General features: G+C 62.0%; 17 protein-coding genes. 8 read left to right on the top strand and 9 right to left on the bottom strand.

Translation table 11 applies throughout. The features are described 5' to 3' along the window. Positions 1–59 precede the first annotated feature (59 nt). Complete coding sequence (locus BP869_RS09060; protein ID WP_342678899.1) at positions 60–437, top strand: cupin domain-containing protein; 378 nt, start codon at positions 60–62, stop codon at positions 435–437. 332 nt (positions 438–769) lie between these two features. After that, positions 770–1,765 carry an HNH endonuclease gene (locus BP869_RS09055; RefSeq protein WP_342678897.1) on the top strand — a complete coding sequence of 332 codons (996 nt, stop codon included), beginning with the start codon at positions 770–772 and terminating at the stop codon, positions 1,763–1,765. 53 nt (positions 1,766–1,818) lie between these two features. Here BP869_RS09055 and BP869_RS09050 read toward each other — a convergent pair whose 3' ends face one another. Both BP869_RS09050 and BP869_RS09045 read right to left on the bottom strand, forming a co-directional pair. Next, the gene (locus tag BP869_RS09050) at positions 1,819–2,661 is read right to left on the bottom strand and encodes an alpha/beta hydrolase (RefSeq protein WP_342678895.1); all 843 of its coding nucleotides are present in this window, start codon (positions 2,659–2,661) and stop codon (positions 1,819–1,821) included. A 233-nt stretch (positions 2,662–2,894) separates the two neighbouring features. Continuing rightward, a complete protein-coding gene (locus tag BP869_RS09045) occupies positions 2,895–3,089 on the bottom strand; it encodes a hypothetical protein (RefSeq protein WP_342678893.1) in 195 nt (64 codons plus the stop codon). 186 nt (positions 3,090–3,275) lie between these two features. On the opposite strand from BP869_RS09045, the gene BP869_RS09040 reads away from it, so the two are divergent. Continuing rightward, on the top strand, positions 3,276–4,025 hold the full coding sequence (locus BP869_RS09040) for a hypothetical protein (protein WP_342678891.1): 750 nt from the start codon (positions 3,276–3,278) through the stop codon (positions 4,023–4,025). A 109-nt stretch (positions 4,026–4,134) separates the two neighbouring features. Here BP869_RS09040 and hypF read toward each other — a convergent pair whose 3' ends face one another. Continuing rightward, on the bottom strand, positions 4,135–6,354 hold the full coding sequence (gene hypF / locus BP869_RS09035; protein WP_342678889.1) for a carbamoyltransferase HypF: 2,220 nt from the start codon (positions 6,352–6,354) through the stop codon (positions 4,135–4,137). A 96-nt stretch (positions 6,355–6,450) separates the two neighbouring features. Here hypF and BP869_RS09030 point away from each other — a divergent pair, with 96 nt between their 5' ends. From BP869_RS09030 to BP869_RS09015, 4 genes are all read left to right on the top strand, one after another. Further along, complete coding sequence (locus tag BP869_RS09030) at positions 6,451–6,930, top strand: ArsR family transcriptional regulator (RefSeq protein WP_342678887.1); 480 nt, start codon at positions 6,451–6,453, stop codon at positions 6,928–6,930. Then, positions 6,908–7,723: a MarR family transcriptional regulator gene (locus tag BP869_RS09025; RefSeq protein ID WP_342678885.1), complete on the top strand. Its 816-nt coding sequence runs from the start codon at positions 6,908–6,910 to the stop codon at positions 7,721–7,723. The genes BP869_RS09030 and BP869_RS09025 overlap by 23 nt, the downstream gene beginning before the upstream one ends. Next, entirely contained in the window at positions 7,720–9,741 is a 2,022-nt protein-coding gene (locus tag BP869_RS09020; RefSeq protein ID WP_342678883.1) for a DEAD/DEAH box helicase, read from the top strand. Before BP869_RS09025 ends, BP869_RS09020 begins: the two co-directional genes overlap by 4 nt. 261 nt (positions 9,742–10,002) lie before the next feature. After that, positions 10,003–10,194 (top strand): hypothetical protein, encoded by a 192-nt coding sequence (locus tag BP869_RS09015; RefSeq protein ID WP_342678881.1) that lies wholly within the window; start codon positions 10,003–10,005, stop codon positions 10,192–10,194. Between the two features lie 25 nt (positions 10,195–10,219). Here BP869_RS09015 and BP869_RS09010 read toward each other — a convergent pair whose 3' ends face one another. The 6 genes from BP869_RS09010 to BP869_RS08985 all read right to left on the bottom strand — a co-directional run bounded on the left by BP869_RS09010 (position 10,220) and on the right by BP869_RS08985 (position 14,667). Then, positions 10,220–11,047 carry a hypothetical protein gene (locus BP869_RS09010; protein WP_342678879.1) on the bottom strand — a complete coding sequence of 276 codons (828 nt, stop codon included), beginning with the start codon at positions 11,045–11,047 and terminating at the stop codon, positions 10,220–10,222. After that, entirely contained in the window at positions 11,044–11,901 is an 858-nt protein-coding gene (locus BP869_RS09005) for a polymer-forming cytoskeletal protein (protein ID WP_342678878.1), read from the bottom strand. The genes BP869_RS09010 and BP869_RS09005 overlap by 4 nt, the downstream gene beginning before the upstream one ends. A 184-nt stretch (positions 11,902–12,085) precedes the next feature. Next, positions 12,086–12,688, bottom strand: coding sequence for a 30S ribosomal protein S3ae (locus tag BP869_RS09000; RefSeq protein ID WP_342678876.1), 603 nt, complete (start codon positions 12,686–12,688; stop codon positions 12,086–12,088). Positions 12,689–12,751: 63 nt separating this feature from the next. Beyond that, positions 12,752–12,994: a KEOPS complex subunit Pcc1 gene (locus BP869_RS08995; protein WP_342678874.1), complete on the bottom strand. Its 243-nt coding sequence runs from the start codon at positions 12,992–12,994 to the stop codon at positions 12,752–12,754. Then, entirely contained in the window at positions 12,991–14,205 is a 1,215-nt protein-coding gene (locus BP869_RS08990; RefSeq protein WP_342678872.1) for a DHHA1 domain-containing protein, read from the bottom strand. The genes BP869_RS08995 and BP869_RS08990 overlap by 4 nt, the downstream gene beginning before the upstream one ends. Positions 14,206–14,208: 3 nt before the next feature. Further along, positions 14,209–14,667 carry a 30S ribosomal protein S15 gene (locus BP869_RS08985; protein ID WP_342678870.1) on the bottom strand — a complete coding sequence of 153 codons (459 nt, stop codon included), beginning with the start codon at positions 14,665–14,667 and terminating at the stop codon, positions 14,209–14,211. A 231-nt stretch (positions 14,668–14,898) separates the two neighbouring features. On the opposite strand from BP869_RS08985, the gene BP869_RS08980 reads away from it, so the two are divergent. Then, entirely contained in the window at positions 14,899–17,880 is a 2,982-nt protein-coding gene (locus BP869_RS08980) for a PAS domain S-box protein (RefSeq protein WP_342678868.1), read from the top strand. The last annotated feature ends 29 nt before the right edge of the window (positions 17,881–17,909 follow it).

Raw genomic sequence — 17,909 nt, 5'->3', positions numbered from 1 at the left:
TCGGGCCCGGTTTTCGCTCTGTCGATACCTACATCCCTGTTCAGACCGGACGGTGATGTATGATCGTCAAACATACGTCTGATGTCCCTGCCGAACCGCAGGAGAAGCCCGGTTTTTCAAAGATGACGGCGCGTTTTCTCCTCACGGCGGACGCCGGGTGCCCGCGGTACGCGTTGCGGCTGATGGAGTTCGCCCCCGGCGGGTGCACCTCGTACCACCGGCACAGGGAGGAGCACGAGATGTACATCCTGGAGGGCGAGGGTGTGTGCGTGGGTGAAGGAAAGGAAACTCCCGTGAAGGCCGGGGACGCGGTCTATACCGCGCCATGCGAATTTCACCAGATGAAGAACACCGGCGACGGCGTGATGCGGATGATCTGCACGGTCCCGCTCTTCGCGGGGAAGGACGGGAAGACGACGACGCCGTGCGAGGAGTGAGCGCCGCCGTAAATCGTGAACTACCCGTAGGTCCGTGAACGGGCGAAGGTCCACCGACATGGCGGGAATGCCGGCGGACACTTTTCTCCTTATGGGGCGCTCCTCACCTCTCATAGGCGACGGAACTCCTCATAGGATAGGCGGGTATATGACAATCTCCCTCCCCTGGATCTGTGCTCACTCTGGTGGACCGGAGTATGTCTCCGCTGGATGATGATTCTACAGAGCCGTCTGTCCCAATAAAATCAGCAAATTTATCGGATGAAAGGAGGCATTTCAATCATGCTCTGGCGTTTCGGCCTCCTTACAGGTAATGGGGGGGAGTTTCTGTGATGGTTTATTCGGGGATGAATGAAATCAAAGAAACTCTCTCATCAATTTTGCCCGATGAAAAATATCGAAAGAGGTGTCTGTCCTTATTCGCGGAATCAGTCGTCGAAGCACATTCACATGGCAGGAACAAGTGGGGCGTATATTGTTTTCGTGAAGGTGCCCGGAAAGGTATTCGGCTCCTGGTGGGGGGTCTCATTGTTTTTACGATCGATAAAGACGGGATGTGGTTGTCTCTTGATGCGGCGTTCTTGAATGAGAAAAAAGATGAACAGCGTGTTTTAGAAAAGAGCGACGTCTGGCGCTGGGGCAGAGGGGAGTATTCTGAGTATTGTTTGATCCCTTCACGGAACGGATATTATGTCCCTTCGGATATGAATTTTGATCTCTGGCCGGTAATTCGTATGTTTCATTTTGCGCATCTCAGAAATGCTGCAAACAAATACGGCCAGTTACGATCAGATAGCCAGGAAAATCATACTCCTGCATTACTGGTGTATTTAAGAGAGGAACTGGGACAGAATCTTCCGAGCCCTGATTATGGAGCGGCACCTGGCGATGATAGTATTCAGGAGCTTGCAGACTTTAATAGAACATATCGAGAATTGCCTGAGACCCAACGCAAATCAATTGTTCTGAGTCGTATTGGCCAGGGGCCGTTCCGTTCTGATCTGGAGAAATACTGGAAGACCTGCGCGGTGACAGGGTGTGCGGTATCTGAACTGCTCGTTGCGTCTCATATAAAGCCATGGAGGGATTCGGATAATTTCGAACGCCTTGATGTCTATAACGGGTTATTGCTTGCTCCCCATGTAGACCGTGCTTTTGATAGGGGGTATGTGAGTTTTGATGACGAGGGAAGGATCATCCTGAGTGATGCATTCAGTGACCGCGATCAGAGGATACTTGGCATTCATTCGGATATGAAACTCAGAAAGATAGAACCGAACCATCTCGGGTATCTGGATTATCACAGGAAGAATATTCTCAAAAGATGAGTTCATTCATGGCCGGGACTGGAGGTATCTCCCGGTCAAAAAAATGGGATATTTCAGGCCGGGGACTCGTTTGTGCCGAGGAAGGTCACGACCGTCCGGCCGTACTCCTCGGGCGCATGGGACGACCCGACATGGGGGATGCCCCTGAACCGCACGAGCCACGACCCCGGGATCTCCCCGGCCATCCGGACAGAAATCGCATCGGGCGTGATCTCGTCGGCGGTCCCGACAAGGAGCATCACGTCCTTCGTGATGCCGGAGAGATCGTCGTAGGTGCCGTTCCAGGCGAGGTTTGCGTTCGCCTCTTTTCGCAGACCCGAAGGCAGGGATGCGTTCCCGGAGCACGCCGCGAGCGTGTCGTGCAACGTTTTCGTCTCGTTCAGTCTGGCGCTGTAGGTGGACGAGGAGAGGACGAGTTTTCTGACCGTTTCTGGGTGGTCGATGACGAGTTGCTGCGCAACCGACGACCCCATCGAGACGCCGTACACGTGCATGCTCTCATGGCCGAGCGCCCCCATCAGGCCGGCCGCATCGTCGGAGAGCCGGGGGATCGTGTAGGGTGCGTCGGTGTCGCCGCTGTGTCCCATCGCACGGTGGTCGTAGATGTAGACATGGTACTGCCCGGCAAGGATGCCGACGAATGTCTCGTTCCACGTCTCCATCACACCGCCGAACCCGGTGATCAGCAGCAGGGGTTCGCCCGCGCCGAACTCCCTGTATGCCAGACGAACGCCGTTCACGTCCGCGTACCGGACGGGGGTGTCGTTGATGGATATCGGCGGGGAGGACGGTGCGAGTGTGACTGCCGGCGTCGCCGATGTTCTGTTGTCAACCGCTCCCGTGCACCCTGCCGTTAGGAGCAGGCAAAGGCAGATCAGACTACACGAGATCCACATTTTTTTGATCAGAATTCGTCCTCCTGAAAATAGGTGTCACATATCTGGTCATCCTGGCAAAAAAATCATCTGATTGGCTCTGGAGAAAAAAATCGTGTGCATGCCGGAGGGAGATGGGGATGGCCCGGTCACATCTTCAAGAGGGGGGGGTCAGGTGGCATCAGTCTCCCTCCTCAAAGAGGTCTGGCCTCTGCCTCTTCCCTGCCGACACTCCTGCCCCATCCTGGAACCGATCACTTCTCGTAGGCGATGAGAATTTTTCCGAGTTTCTTCTCCTTCTCCCTGATCTCTCCGACCTCGTCCTCGTTGAGGCGGGCGATCGCCGGGACTTTCTCGTAGGCGACGAGGGTAGTGCCGAACTCCTTCTCGAATGCCTGGAGTCTCTTCACTTTTTCGTCGGAGAGATGGGCATATGCGGTGCACTGCATGACATCACCGTGCCGGGATTGTCCTGCTTCATTATAAATGTTCCATCTCGTGGCATCATCCCGGTTTTTTCTTATTTTTTCTTATCTTTCAGGCATGCTTTGCCAGATCAAGGCCAGTTCAGATCCCCGCCGCGGGCTGCCAAAGATTTATGTTCCCCGCGTCCTATCTCTCCCGCGGGGTGAGAGATGATCGGGGAACAGTCGCCATATCGCCGGCCTTTTCTCGACCTCTGGTTCTCTGTCCCCTGCCGCTATCCTGCCGCACCCGACCACTACTCCCTCTCCTGCACCCTCTACGACCTCCTCGCCTCTGTCAGGTCGGCTTTCTTCTCCGCCCGCGCCGGCGATTCCTTCACGCGGGACACCATGCCGGTGGTCGTCGACCTCTGCGGGCGCACCTGTCTCCATCTGGTCGAAGATAGTCCCCCGCGTTTCCGTACCCTGATCCGGCGGACAGGCGATCCCTGCCTGTATGAGTTTCTCATCCTCCCGCGAGACCGGTACTCGCTCCGCGACCTTGCCACGGACAGGAACGCACTCCTTGCCGTGAACAGGATGCTTGCCGGCGGCAACGGCACGCCGAAGTCTCTCTTCTATGCCGGGTTCGACGAGGAGGGCGAACCTGTCGGAAGACTCTCTTTCGGCGCCCTGTCGATGCGGTACCTGATGCGGGACCGGATCCGGGCCGCGGTCTCCGACCTCTTCTTCGACAAGTTCTGCTTCTTCGAGACGGTCTTCGAGGGTATCGGGCGCCTTCAGGCAGACGGGGAGACGGGCGAGTACGCCGCCGCCTGGATTGCAAAGGTCGATGCGATCCTGGAGGAGGAACTGGCGCGGCAGCATATCGATCGCACGGTTCTTGAAAAACAGAAGAGGTCCCTGAACTCCTTTATCCAGAGCATCCACCGCCGGACGGCCCTGCCGCGGATGCGGTAGGCGCCATTATGAGGGGGGGTGGATGGCACCTCCTCCTCAGCATATTCTCGTCGCTCTTCCCCGACCCTATCCTATTAGGAAGGGAGGTCTCCTGATGATCAGTCCCCTCCTACCTCTCCCGCGTCACCGCCCCGGCCCAGACGCACTGCCCGTAACTGATGCAGCCGTCGCCGAGGGGGTACTCGCGGCTGGTGACGAAGGAGAGGCCCGCCGTCTCGACGCACGAGCGGATCGTCTCCCTGATCGCCGCGTTGTAGGCGACACCGCCGGAGAGGGCGACCATCCTGATCCCGCGCTCTTCGGCCGCATGGACCGCGAGGGCGGCGACGCCGCGGGCGAGGTTGTGCTGCACCGAGGCGGCGATGTCCGCGGCCCGCCCGCCCGCGGCCTGCGCCCTGGCCGCGGTCCGCAGGAGGTCGGTCGTCTTCAAGACCTCGCAGGATCCGTCGCTGCCGAAGGAGAGGTCCCAGTCTGCGGGAGTCCCCTCTGCCGCCGCCGCCTCCAGCTTCATCGCGGGCTCGCCGTCATAGGTCCGCTCCCGGCAGATGCCGAGGAGGGCCGAGGCCCCGTCCAGGACACGCCCGGTGCTGCTCGTCATGGGAGTGTTGAACCGCCTCTCGACCTGCCGCCCGAGGACGCCGAGTTCGACCTCGCCCCAGCCGCGGGCGGCGAGGAGGTCGCGGGTCGCTTCCTCCGGGAGGATGCCGTAGAGCATCCGTTCCGGGAACTTTGTCGCCAGGTCGCCGCCCGGCATCGGCACAGCCTCGATGTGCGCGACTCTCTTCAGGTCAGGCACCGCGCCGGCAAAGACCTCGCCGCCCCAGACCGTGCCGTCGTCGCCGTAGCCGACGCCGTCGATGGCGATGCCGACGCACTCCTCCGCTGTCACCGCCGCGATGTGAGCGCGGTGGTGCTGGACCGCGACGAGGTCCGCTCCTCTCTCGTCGGCGAGGTCGCGGGCATAGCGCGTCGAGAGAAAACCGGGGTGGAGGTCGTGGGCGACCACCTCGACCTCCGCGCCGAGGAGGCGGCCGATCTTCTCCACCGTCTCCTGCAGGTAGGCGAGGGTCGTCGGGTTCCTCACGTTCCCGATATGGGGCGAGGTCACCGCAAAACCGTTCCTGTAGATCGTCGTCGTGGCGTTCAGTTCCGGGCCGACGCCGAGGATGCACCGCGTCCCGAGATCGACCGCCTTCCTCTTCGGGGCGATGCCGCGGGAGAGTCTGATGATGTAGCCGTCCCGCACCACCGAGTCGTCGCAGCGGTTCACGATCTCGCGGCTGTGGACCAGGAAGGCGTCGGCCTGCCCCTTGAGGCCCCTGACCGCGTTCTCCGTGTCGGTGATCATCGGGGTGCCCGGCATGTTCGCGCTCGTCATGATCAGCAGGTCATGGGAGAGACGGGCAAAGAGGAGGTGGTGGAGGCCGGTGTACGGCAGCATGACGCCGATGGTATGGAGGGACGAGATCCCGGTATGGGCATGGGCGTCACGTTTTTTTGCGACGACGATCGGCCTGACACGGCTGTGCAGGGCCTCCTCCTCCTCGGGGGAGAGGGCGGCGTACCGCGCTGCTGCTGCGTCGTCCCGCACCATCACCGCGAGGGGCTGTTCGGTCCGCCCGAGACGGGCCTTGAGAGTGCCCGCCGCCTCCTCGACACAGGCGAGGTGGAAGCCGCCGACGCCCCTGACCGCAAGGACCTTCCCGGCATCCAGGAGTGCCGCCGCCTCCGCCACCGGGTCGCCGCACGCGACCCCCCTCCCGTCAGGGCCGAGGAGGAGGAGGGACGGGCCGCAGGCGTCGCAGGCGATCGTCTGGGCATGGTGCCGGCGGCAGGCCGGATCGGTGTACTCCGCCCCGCAGGCGTCGCACATCGGGAACTCTTCCATCGCCGTCCTTTCCCGGTCGTACGGGAGCGTCCTGATGATGCTGTACCGCGGCCCGCAGTTCACACACGATGTCGCCCAGTAGCCCGCGTACCGGCCGCCGGGCGTATCGATGTCCCTGACACACGCGTCGCAGATCGCCACGTCCGGGGGGATCATCCCGTCGAGGGCCCCGGTGCCGCTTGAGAGAATGGAAAAACCCGGGGCCACCGCGTCGTCGAGGGGGAGCACCTCCACCGAGTCGATAACGGAGAGAGGCGTGCCCTTCGATACGGCGTCCACGAACTCGGGAAAGCGCGCACCGGCAGCGGCCACCTCGACACGGCTCCCGAGGTTTTTCACCCACCCTGAAATGCCGAATTTCCCGGCGCAGGCATAGACAAAGGGACGAAATCCAACCCCCTGGACAATTCCGCGGATGATGATCTTTCCCCTGTTCTGCATTGTGTAACCTGCAAAAATTTATTGGGTCATAAGGCGATATATAAATAGGGTTTTTGCGTGACAGGTCATATTCGGATTGTGAATGATCCCGTTGAAATGGTTCCGCTGCTGCTCACATTCAATAATCCAAAGTTCAAACAGATGTATGAACTGCTCAACAAGAACTGGATGACCGAGGACGAGCTCTGTGAGCAGTGCGGAGAACAAGCCTGCGTCGCCTCCTGCCTCTCGATACTCAGGAAGGGGAACCTCATCGAGGAGCAGTGGCGGATGCCCAAGCCAGGCCAGAAGCCGTGCAAGGAATACAGGACGACCTATGGCACCTTCAGGGCAAGTTTCCAGTGCACGATGACCGACCTTGCAGACCTGATCTACATCGCCCTGTCCACGGACGATAACCTGCGGACACTCGTATCCAATATCGATGACGAACTGAAGACCGGAAACTCGTCCATCTCCGATATCGGCCGGAAGTTCGGGGTGTCGTCTCTCTTTGTCAAGGCACTCTCCAAGAGGATTCCGCACCTTGACGTCAAGGGGCAGGGGCTTGTCTATGCCGACAACAACGGCCGGTGAGGACCCCCTCGCCACTCTCCTGCGGAGTAAACGCGAGATCACCAGGTTCCAGATCCTTGTCGAGGTCGCCGAGCACCAGCCCGCGGTCCGCCAGCAGGAGATCGCCGAGAAGATGGGCGTGACGCCGCAGGCGGTCTCCGAGTACATCCGGGAACTTGCCGACGACGGTTTTATATCTGCCTACGGCCGTGGCAGATACGAGGTGACGAAAGAAGGGATCGAGTGGGTGCTGAACAATGCCGAGGTGCTGGAGAGTTATGCCCGGCATGTCACCCGCGACGTGATCCAGAAGGTGCGGGTCTGGCCCGCGATCGCTGCCGGGAACCTGAAGGAAGGCGACGTTGTCGGTGTCTATATGAAGGACGGCTGGCTGTACGCCGCGAAGGAGTCACAGAACGCGATGGGCGAGGTGATCGCCGATGCCGTCGCCGGGCAGGACGTCGGGATCGCGCAACTCACCGGGCTGATCGACCATACCGAGGGGACGGTCCGCGTCCTCAAGGTGCCGCGGATCGAGAGAGGGGGCTCGCGGAAGGTCGACCTTGCCGGGATGCAGAAGGTCCTTGCCGGGGTGCAGATGGTCGGGGTCGTCGGGCTTGAAGCGGCTATCGCCCTGCGGGCGGCAGGCCGGGAGCCCGACATCACCTTCGGCTCGCGGGAAGGTGCGGTCGAGGCCGCCTTCCACGGTGTCGAGTGTGCGGTCCTCATCGTCGACGAGGAGTTCACCGATTTTCTCAAGCGCCTTGAGAGTGCAGGGCTGAACTACACCATCCACGACCTTATCATTCCATGATTGTCATCATCGCCCCGCAACGGGGCTCATATAAACTCATTCTTTTTGACGGGCGGTCTGTCAGGGAGACCGGGGTCTTCGAACTCGCCCATTCTACCCGCGGGTATCGGCCGACAAACCTGAAACTCCGCGCATCCGGGCGGAGAAATTACCAGAATGTCCCGACAAAGAAACTGATCGACCTGATCCGGGGGTCCGACGTCAGGATCACGAAACCCGAGCCCGGACTCCTGGCATTTCTCGGGGACTTCCAGGTCCCCCCGGCAGAGGTGAAACTCTGCCGCATCTGCCTCCTCGAAGACAAGGTAACCCCGCTGTCAAAGAAGAACGGCGTGCGCTTCGGCAGGGAGCATATCTGCATGGAGTGCGCCGAGAGGGAACTGCGGCGGGAGATGGGCTATGTGGGCCGTTTCGGCACGAGGTCGTTCTCGCATATCAGGAGCCTCCTCGACTCGTACCGCGACGTGGACCGTGTGCTCTCCCTCCTCCAGCCGGAGCAGCGTGACTCCTCCCAGACGCTCTTCGACCGCATGGAGGCGGTGGAGCCGATCGATACGCAGCACATCACGCAGCTGCCTGTGCCCCCCGCCTTTGCAAAGGCCTCGGGCGTCGAGTATCTCACGCCTGTCCAGCAGCTTGCCGTCAATGCCGGTCTCCTTGAACGCCAGGACCTTCTGGTCGTCTCGGCGACGGCAAGCGGCAAGACCTTTGTCGGCGAGATGGCCGGGCTCAAGAATCTGCTCGAAGGGAAGGGCCGTCTCCTCTTCCTTGTCCCTCTCGTCGCCCTTGCAAATCAGAAATATCTCCGTTTCAGGGAACGCTACAAGGGCATCGCCTCCGTCTCCCTCCAGACCGGGAGGAGCCGTCTCAACCTCCCGGAGACGCGGCCTGTCGGCGAGAGGAACACCCGCGCCGAGATCATCGTGGGCACGTACGAAGGAGTCGACACGGTCTTCCGGAACGGGAAGACCCTCGCGGACATCGGCACCGTGGTGATCGACGAGGTCCAGAACCTCGAAGAACCCGAGAGGGGCCACCGTCTAGACGGCCTCATCGCACGGATCAAATACGCCTCGCCGAAGGCCCAGTTCCTGTATCTCTCGGCGACCATCGGGGCCCCGAGCGTCCTTGCACGAAAACTCGGCGCGAAACTCGTGCGCTACGACAGCAGGCCCGTCCCTCTCGAACGCCACCTGATCTTCTGCGAGAAGAAGAAGAAGATCCAGTTCATCAAGTCGATGGTGAAGGAGGAGTTCGGGCGGCGGTCCTCGAAGGGGTATCACGGGCAGACGATCGTCTTCACGAATGCCCGGTCGCGGTGCCACACCCTTGCAGATGCCCTGGGCCAGAACGTGGCCAGGCCGTACCACTCGGGCCTCACCTCGCAGGAGCGCCGCCAGGTCGAGGACCTCTTCGCCTCGCAGAAGATCGCCTGCGTCGTCACGACCGCGGCTCTCGCCGCGGGCGTGGACTTCCCGGCATCCCAGGTGATCTTCGACGCTCTGGCGATGGGGATCAAGTGGCTCAGCGTGCAGGAGTTCAACCAGATGCTCGGCCGTGCCGGGCGTCCCGACTTCCATGACCAGGGCAGGATCGTCATCCTCGCCGAACCCGGCGCGACCTACTCGAAGACCTCGAAGGCGACCGAGGAGGAGATGGCGATCCTTCTCCTGAAGGGCGAGATGGAGGAGGTCGCCCCTGTCTATGACCTCGAAGGGAGTTCCGAGGAATTTGCCGCGAACGCCGTCGCCTGTCACGGCGACGAGGCGCAGATACAGTGGATGGAGCGGCTGATGGTCGGCAGTCTCGAACCTGTCCTCCAGACCCTGATCGAGACAAAACTGGTGAAAAGGAAGAAGGGTGAGATCGAACTCACCGATCTGGCCAGGGTGATGGCCCGCCACTTCATCGGCGTCGAGAAATTGATGCGCGTCCGCGACCTTGTCCGCGAGATGGAGGGCCCCCTGATGATCGCCGCCGAGATCGACGGCACGAAAGCGGGGGAGGAGAGGTCGTAGGGCCTCTCCCTGTCCCGGGCCGGAAAAGGCCCGATCTTTTGTGTTCTGCCCTGTACTTTGGTGCATCTCTCCCCCGCGCTGCGATGGGCGTTTGAGGGTCTGTGATATCTTTTCTCCTTTATGGTGCATTTTCAACGTGGCAATCTGATTTTTGCCAGAATTTTCTTGGATTTTCATATGATATCTGGCCGATGCAGCGCCATGAAATTAGATACTTTAATATAATATTACTTGATTATGTATGGTACACGAGGCGCGGGCATGGACTCCACAGTTTCAACACCACAAGAGGCACGATCGATTGCCGCACAGATCACCGGGGACGGCCTCGACTGCGAAAAAATCGTGACATCCGGGGACGGGGTGCGGGCCCTTCTTGAGAGGAATGCAGAGAAACTCCCCCCTGTCGGTGAGATACTGGAAAGACTCAAAAAATATGAAAGTTGCGAATAAATTTCTCTTTTGACGTGTTCAGGTCTCAGGAGAGGCAGACCCAGCGGTCATAGAGGGGATCGCGGTCGCTCTCCCTGACTTCGGGCGTCCGCCCGGCAGAGCGGCACCAGGCCGCGACCATGCGGGCCTCCTCCTCCGTGGCGACGGTGATGAGCGTCTCCTCTGAGAGGGCCAGAAGTTCGAGGGTGAGTCTCTCCCATATTCCGCTGTCGAAGGAGCGGATCGTCCCCATCATAAATGCCGTCCCGTAGGGGACCGGCCTGAAATAGGTGGTCGCCATCGTCCCGTCGATGCACGCAGTCTCTGCCGGCACCAGACGCCCCTCCTCGAAGCCGCGGGCAAGAAGAGCGGGGTCGTGGTCGTAGGCGAGCGTCCGCATCCCGGCCGACCTGAGTGCGGCGGCGCCGACACCTGAGCCACAGCAGCAGTCGATACAGACGGCCCCCTCCTGCCTGCCCCAGACCTCTGTGACGAGGCCCGCGATCTTGCCCGGCCTGTCAGGCGGGATGTCCTCGATCGACGGTTTGACCTCTCTCAGGATCGCGGCGCTGTAATACTCCCGCACCGCGCCGGTCCAGACGTCTCTGTCCTCCTGGTAGATCTCTCCGTCCGTCCCTTCAAAGAGGTCGATCACCTCTGTCGCCGGGGTGTGGAAGAGGTAGTTCGCCGCGTACCACGCGCCGCCGCTCCTGAACGCGACGGCCATGAGGTCCTCGTTCTCGTCGACGAGGAGTTTTCCGGCCTCGGGGTCAAGGGAGAGGATGGGGTCCGCCGACGCCGGGTCCGCGAGGTCGGCGAACGAGTCCTCGACACATATGAGATCGGTCAGTTCGAGTATTTCCGCTGCTTTCATGCTTCCTCCTGCACTTCTCTCTCGAACCTGACACCCTCGGGCGCCCGGATCGTCCCGTCTATACGGGCTTTCTCGTCGAGGGCGAGGGTCCTGCCGCTCACATTGCCGAGGATGTGCACTCCCGGCGCCACGGCGACTTCCTCGCCGCCCTCGACATTGCCGTGGACCTGCGTACCGTCCCCGACCCTGATAAGTCCGTTCGCCCGCAGGCTCCCGAAGATAGTGTTGTCCCGGCCGACCATGATCGAGGAGGCCCTGATATTGCCGTGGAGGCGGCAGCCGTTCCCGATCGTCATCATGGTCGGGACGGAGAAGACCTTCATGTCGATGTTCGAGGACGGCGGGATGAGCAGGGGGTTCTCGTCGTCTTCGTCTTCGTCCTCGCCGAAGATCTCCTTCAGGGCGTCGTCGATCTCGTCGGGGTTGTCGATCTTCAGGAGGGTCATTACATAGAGGATGAGGTAGGCGATCACCGGCATCGGGTTCCTGATCGAGATCCACCCTTTTGCCTCGAAACCCCGCTCGATATGGACGTTGTCGCCGACATCGAGGTCGCCCTGAACGATGAGTTTGCCGTGGACCTTCACCCCTTCCCCGAGATAGGCATCTGCAGCAGCGATCACGTCGCCGTTGATCTCGCACCAGTTGTCGATCCTGACGTCACCGTCCGCAACAATGCTTCCGTTGAGAGTGCAAAATTCGCAGACGACGATGTCTTTCCCTTTCAGCCCGTAGTCGATCGTGCAGCGGTCCCCGATGATGATGGTATTCCCCGTCTTCAGGGTATGTTCCTGCAGTTCGGTGCCGTCGGGGAATGAACACTGGTATATCCAGTCCTGAATCCCGTCTTCCATGAACAGGTACACACTCACCCCGCGCCCTTATCAGTCTTGTCAAAAGGCCCGTTCAGGAACGGGAGAAGAGATGCGCCGCAATTCTGCGGGAAAGGAATGAATGTGCCGACGTCAGGAGAGACTCCGCGGACATGCCGCGGGAAGAACCGTTACGGACCGTTCTGTCCTGATAAAAAATGGGTGTTCAGGCCGCGACCACGATGGGCGCGGTCTCGAGCTTGGACTTGATGATCTCGACCCGGCGGACCGGGAAGATCGGCTTGATCAGCTTGAAGACTTCCTTGGCAGTCTCGCCCGAGACGACAGCCTTCGAGAATTCGTCGAAGGAGGCCTGGGCCGCCTGTTCAAGGACGCTCTTCATCGTCACTGCCCTGATCTCGTGCACCTGGCTGAAGTTCGCCCTGTTGATGGTGAAGCACGTGATGGTGAGGCGGACCTTCTTGCCGTCCTTCGTGGGGACGAGGATGATGGAGTCGATCCTGGAGGTCTTTCTCTTTACGAGCCCGCGCATGTAGTCGCGGGTGATCTCGTGTCCGACGAACTCGGTATAGGCCGCGTCGCCGGCGACGTTGTTCACCCTGAAGCGCATCTTGATGTGCTGCTTCGCGTAGTCCTGCGAGATCTCGCCGAGCGTGGTCTGCATCACGCGGCCCATCACGAGGGAGGGGTCAGCGGAGATCGTGTCGCCGATATAGGTCTTGCCGAATGCTTCGGGACCGTAGACCTTGTACCAGGACTTGGCCTTCCAGCCTTCGACTCTCTTTCCAACCTGCTTTCTCTTTGCCATGAAATCACCAGATTATTTGAATTAAATTCCGTATCCTCTTTTCCAGAGAGTTATGTCGCTCTTTCAGGCCCTGCCCGCTTTCTCGAGGAGGTACGAACAGACCTCCTCTGCGATGGCGAGGTTCATCAGGTAGTCGTCCACCGACGCCGTCACCGACCGCAGGTGTTCGCCCCGGATCCCGGTGACGACCGCGTCGTCGCCCGCGGCCGCCGTCTCCATGCCGGAGAGGTTGTCGGGGGCGAGGGCGCCGGCGACGCACTCTGCACGTGCGCTCCCGGTCGTGATGGTGCCCTCGATCCGGATCATGCGGCCACCATCCTGGCGAACTCCTTCCTGAACTCGCCGATCCGGTCGGCCGGGATGCGTGCGCCACCGCGGTTCCTGTGACCGCCGCCTGTCCCGCCGGTCTGCGCGGCGACCGTCCTGAGGATCTCCTCGAGGTCGGTCTCCACGCCCGGCGGACAGCGTGCCGAGACCTGCCAGACATCCCCGGCCGGTGCGATCACCGCGACCGGCCCGGTCTGCTTGAGGTCGTAGGCGAGGCAGTCGGCAACGCCGCTTGCCGCGACGGCGTCGGAAACCTCGTAGATCGTCCCGGCGTCGTCGGCCTTCCTGGCGGCGAGTGCGTCGAGCACCCGGCGCCTGAAGGCCCCTGCGACTTCCATGGCCTCAGGAACGCACTCCGGGGCCCTGAGGCAGACCGATGCCGCAAGTCCGCCGCGGCCCTGCTGGCCGCAGCCGTCGATGACGGCGGCAAGGGTGCGTGCGTCCTCGATCACCTCGCGTTCCAGCCGGTAACGGTCGCCGTACACGCGGGAGAAGACCGACGGTGCCGCGTCAGCCCCGGCATCCAGCACGAGGAGGGAGAGGAGGACGTCGTCGGCCACCTCTTCCTCGCCTGTTGCGGCGTCGAGGATGCGGGTCACGGCGTCGTCGTTCCCGCTGAGACCGCTGATGTACGGGGTGACCGCCGTTTCAAGAGCTTCGTGCAGCGTGTTTCCCGGAAGGAGGAGCCCTCTTTCCGGGCTGATGAAGCCGTTGGCGATCCCCTCGTTCAGGATCTCCCTGTTGGTGCCGGAGAACTGCTGGCCGTCCCCGATCATGCCGAGGACAGCAAGCCCTGCAAGGTCGCGGTTGTCCCCGAGCGCCTGGGCGACCAGGTAGGCCGCGCCCGATGCCGAGAGCTCCTGTTCCCCGTCGAGGCCCGCAAGGTGCGGGTTGACGTGGAACTCCCCGGTGAAGTGGGGGACGTGATGGTCGACGACCATCGTGCTCTCCGGCAGGTCGGCAAGGCCGGCCCCGAGGTCGCAGAGCAGGGTCGATTCAGGGTGCCCGATCTCGTCGGCCCTGATGCCCTGCCGTATCCGCAGCCGAAAACGCAGGCCCGCGCGGAGCATGGCCTGAGCGAGGATCGCCCCTGCGGCGATCCCGTCGGCGTCATGGTGCGCGTAGACCTCGACAAAGTCGGTGGCACGGATCTTCCCTGCCACCCGTTCAGCAGCGGCCTGAATGGACATAACTTATCTGGAGAGGAGAATCTCGGCAGTCTCCGGTTTGTAGGTCCAGCCCTTCTCGAGCTTTCCGCTTGTCGTGTAGTACCTCACCAGGCGGCGCACCTTGGACTCGGTGAGCTGGAGCTGCCGCTTGTTGTGAAGGTCGTTTTTGTTCTCGGCAAGGTGCTTCCTCATCCCGAGCGCCTTGGCGATCAGGTTGCGGAGGTCCTCCGGGAGGTCCGACCCGAGGTTGTGTTCCTCGAGGATCTCGCCGATCTTCTTGCCTGCCACGAGTTTGACATCAGAGACGCCGTACTTGTCCCTGAGGATGAACCCGATCTCGCTGCTGGAGTTGCCCTTTTTGCGAAGGTCGACAACAATCTTCACGGCTTCGTCTGCCGACATGCCGCACCACTCGGGTGCTTCAGTGCGGTATGGGGCGACGGAACAGGACTTGCCTCTCCTTCGTGCATGCATTCGTGCCATGATCTACCTCTCAAATGACAGAGTAAGTCCAGAAAAGAGCAGAAAGTACTTCTACTGACTTTTCGGTAATCCCGAGCCATTTCGGCCATGCCATCGGGCACGTCGGACTTACGTCAGCCAGCACAGAAACGTGCTGGTTATTCATCCACCTGCGCGGTATTAAGGCTGTCGCCGGCCCGGATCATAACCTTTAATGCCGCCGTTGTGGGACTATTCCTGCAGACGGACCGCATGGCACACGATTTGCTCTCAGCATTCCATGCCTGGCCATGGAAACTGCCTGTCCTCCTCGCCGCGACAGGCGGCGCCCTCGCCGCCACGGTCTTTGCGGCGTCGTTCGGCGTGACGACCGTTGTCGCCCATCTCTTCTTCGTCCCGGTCATCCTTGCGGTCTGCTGGTACGGCTGGAAGGGCGTTGCGATGACGGCGGCCCTCCTCGTCGCCTATCTCCTGGTCATTGCATTTTTCTTCGGCACGGCGTCGCCTGTCTTTATCGAAGCGGCAGGCCGCGCCGTCGTCATTGCCGCCGTCTCCCTCCTCCTCGCCCTTTTGTCGGCGCGGATCTCGGGCCTGGCGCAGGACTACCACGGGATCTTCGAGCACTCCGGGGGCGGGATCCTGATCGTCGACCGGGAGGCCCAGGCCGTGCTTGCCGCGAACCGCGCCGCCGCCGGCATGCTCGGCTTCTCCCCGGACGACATGGTCGGGCGGTCGATTTCGTCCCTGTTCCCGGATGCAGCGGCCGGGGAGAGCGCCGCGACGGCAATCCGGGAAGGTGAATCCCTGGAGGGGGTGGAGGCGGCGCTGACCGCACGGGACGGCAGCGTCCGCTGGGTCAGGTTCTCCACCGGTTCACTCCCCGGCGGGAGGGTCGCCTGCACCCTCCTCGATGTCTCCGACCAGAAGGAGGAGGCGCGGGAGATGGAGGCCCTCGCCCGTTTCACCGGCGACAACCCGAACCCCGTCTTCAGTGTCGATAGTGCAGGGAGGATGATGTACGCCAACGCGGCCGCCGCACCCCTGGAGTCCATCTGGGATACGGAGGCGGGACGGCCCTTCCGCGTGCTGATCGCCGCTGTGGTCGCCCGGGCGATGGATGGAGGGAAAAACGAGGAGATCGAGGTGACGATCGCCGGACGGACTGTCCTGTGCATGGTCGTGCCGGTGGCAGGCGAGGGCTATGCCAACATCTACGGGCGGGACATCACCGCCAGAAAGACGGTCGAGGAGGCGATCCGCCTCGAAGAGCAGAGGCTTGAGGCGCTTGTCAGGCTGAACGGGATGGACGGTGCACCTGTCAGGGCGATCGCCGACTATGCCCTGGAGAGCGGGATCTCTCTCACCGGCAGCGAGATCGGGTACGTCGCCTTTCTCAATGAGGACGAGTCGGTCCTGACGATCCAGTCCTGGTCACAGAAGGCGCGGGAACAGTGCCGGGTGAGAGACCCGCCGAAGGTGTACCCCCTTGAACAGACCGGGCTATGGGGGGAACCGGTCAGGCAGCGCCGCACGGTCATCGTGAACGACTATGCCGCACCCTCCCCCCTCAAGAAGGGCACGCCGCCGGGCCACCCTCCGATCCGGCGGTTCCTGAGTGTCCCGGTCTTTTCCGGGCGGCGGATCGTTGCGGTCGCCGGGGTGGCGAACAAGGCCGGGCCGTACGACGATGCCGACGCCAGGCAACTCGCCCTCTTGATGGGTGAGATGTGGACGCTCCTGCAGAGAAAATGGTATGCCGAGGACCTGGCCCGTTCTGAAAATCTCTACCGCACGGTCTTCGAGGCCACGGGCACGGCGACGATGGTCATCGACGAGGCCGGCACGGTCACCCACGTGAACTCCCGGTTCGGCCCCTTCTTCGGGTACGACCCGGCCGACCTGGTCGGGAAGAGTGTCTGGTCCACTCTCTTCACCGGCCCGGCCGCGGAGGTCACGCGGCGCTACCATGCACAGAGGCGGTATGGGACAGGGGCGCCCTCGACGTACGAGGTGCAGTTGCAGGACCGTGAGGGGCAGACGCGCGATGTCCTCCTCACCGCGGCACTCATTCCGGGGACCCTCACGAGCATCGTCTCCCTGGCAGACATCACCACCCTGAAGGAGACTGAACGCGAACTCCTCGAACGCAACAGGGAACTCTCTTTTCTCTCGGAGATCGGGGGCATCTCGGTCTCGTCCTCCTCTCTCTCCGCCATGCTCGGGGCGATGCTGCAGACTGTGCTCCAGACCTCTGGTCTCGACGGCGGGGCTATCCATCTTATCGACGAATCGGGTGGGGCGACTGCATCGCTCGTCTGCCAGTACGGCGTCCCCGACGCCGCTGCCGTCCCGGCCGTCTCGCCGGTCGCGGAGGGGACCCTGCCCGCCTGGGCCGCCGAACAGTTTGCAGCCGCGGTTGCGGTGCCCCTCCTTGCCGGGCAGGAGCGTCTCGGCGTCATGACTGTCGGGGGCGATCACCCGTTTTCCGACAAAGAGGAATCTTTCCTTGCCGTGGCCGGGCGTTCGATTGGCCCTGCCATCCAGAGGGCGGTCCTGCGGGCCGAACGCGAGCGGGCGAGCGAGGAGGCGAACCTGTACCTGGACATCATGACCCACGACATCAACAACGCGAATGCCGTGGCGATGGGGTACAGCAGTCTCCTGGCCTCGATGCTCTCCGGCAGGGAGGAGGCGCTGGCAAAGGGAGTGCTTGCCGGCATCAGGCAGAGCGCGGAGATCATCACGAATGTCTCGACCTACCGGACAATGAGCAGGCGGCGGACGAGGGTCGAGCCCATCCCGCTGGACCGCGTGATCCGGGGGCAGGTCGCCGTCTTTTCCGACGTGGACGTCAGGTACGGCGGGACTGACGGCATCGTCGAGGCGGACGAACTCCTCTCCGAGGTCTTCGCGAACCTGATCGGGAACGCGGTGAAGTTCGGCGGCACCGGGGTCACGATCTGGATCACGGTGGCGGACAGAAACGGCGAGGTGGCGGTGACGGTCGCGGACAATGGTCCGGGCATCCCCGACGACCAGAAGGTGCGTGTCTTCGAGCGTTTTGTCCGGAACTCAACACGGGCCTCGGGCAAGGGCCTCGGCCTCTGGATCGTGAAGATGCTTGTCGAGCGCTATGGCGGGAGCATCGCGGCCGCGGACCGCGTGGCCGGCAGTCCGGGCGAGGGCGCGGCGATGGTCGTCGTCCTGCGGAAAGCAAAGGCGGCGGGGAAATAACCTTTAATATCTTTGACGGGCAAGAGTGT

The organism is Methanofollis sp. UBA420 (assembly GCF_002498315.1).
Lineage (GTDB): Archaea > Halobacteriota > Methanomicrobia > Methanomicrobiales > Methanofollaceae > Methanofollis.
Note: the sequence above shows the minus strand (reverse complement) of the source record. Positions and strands in the feature narration are given on the sequence as shown.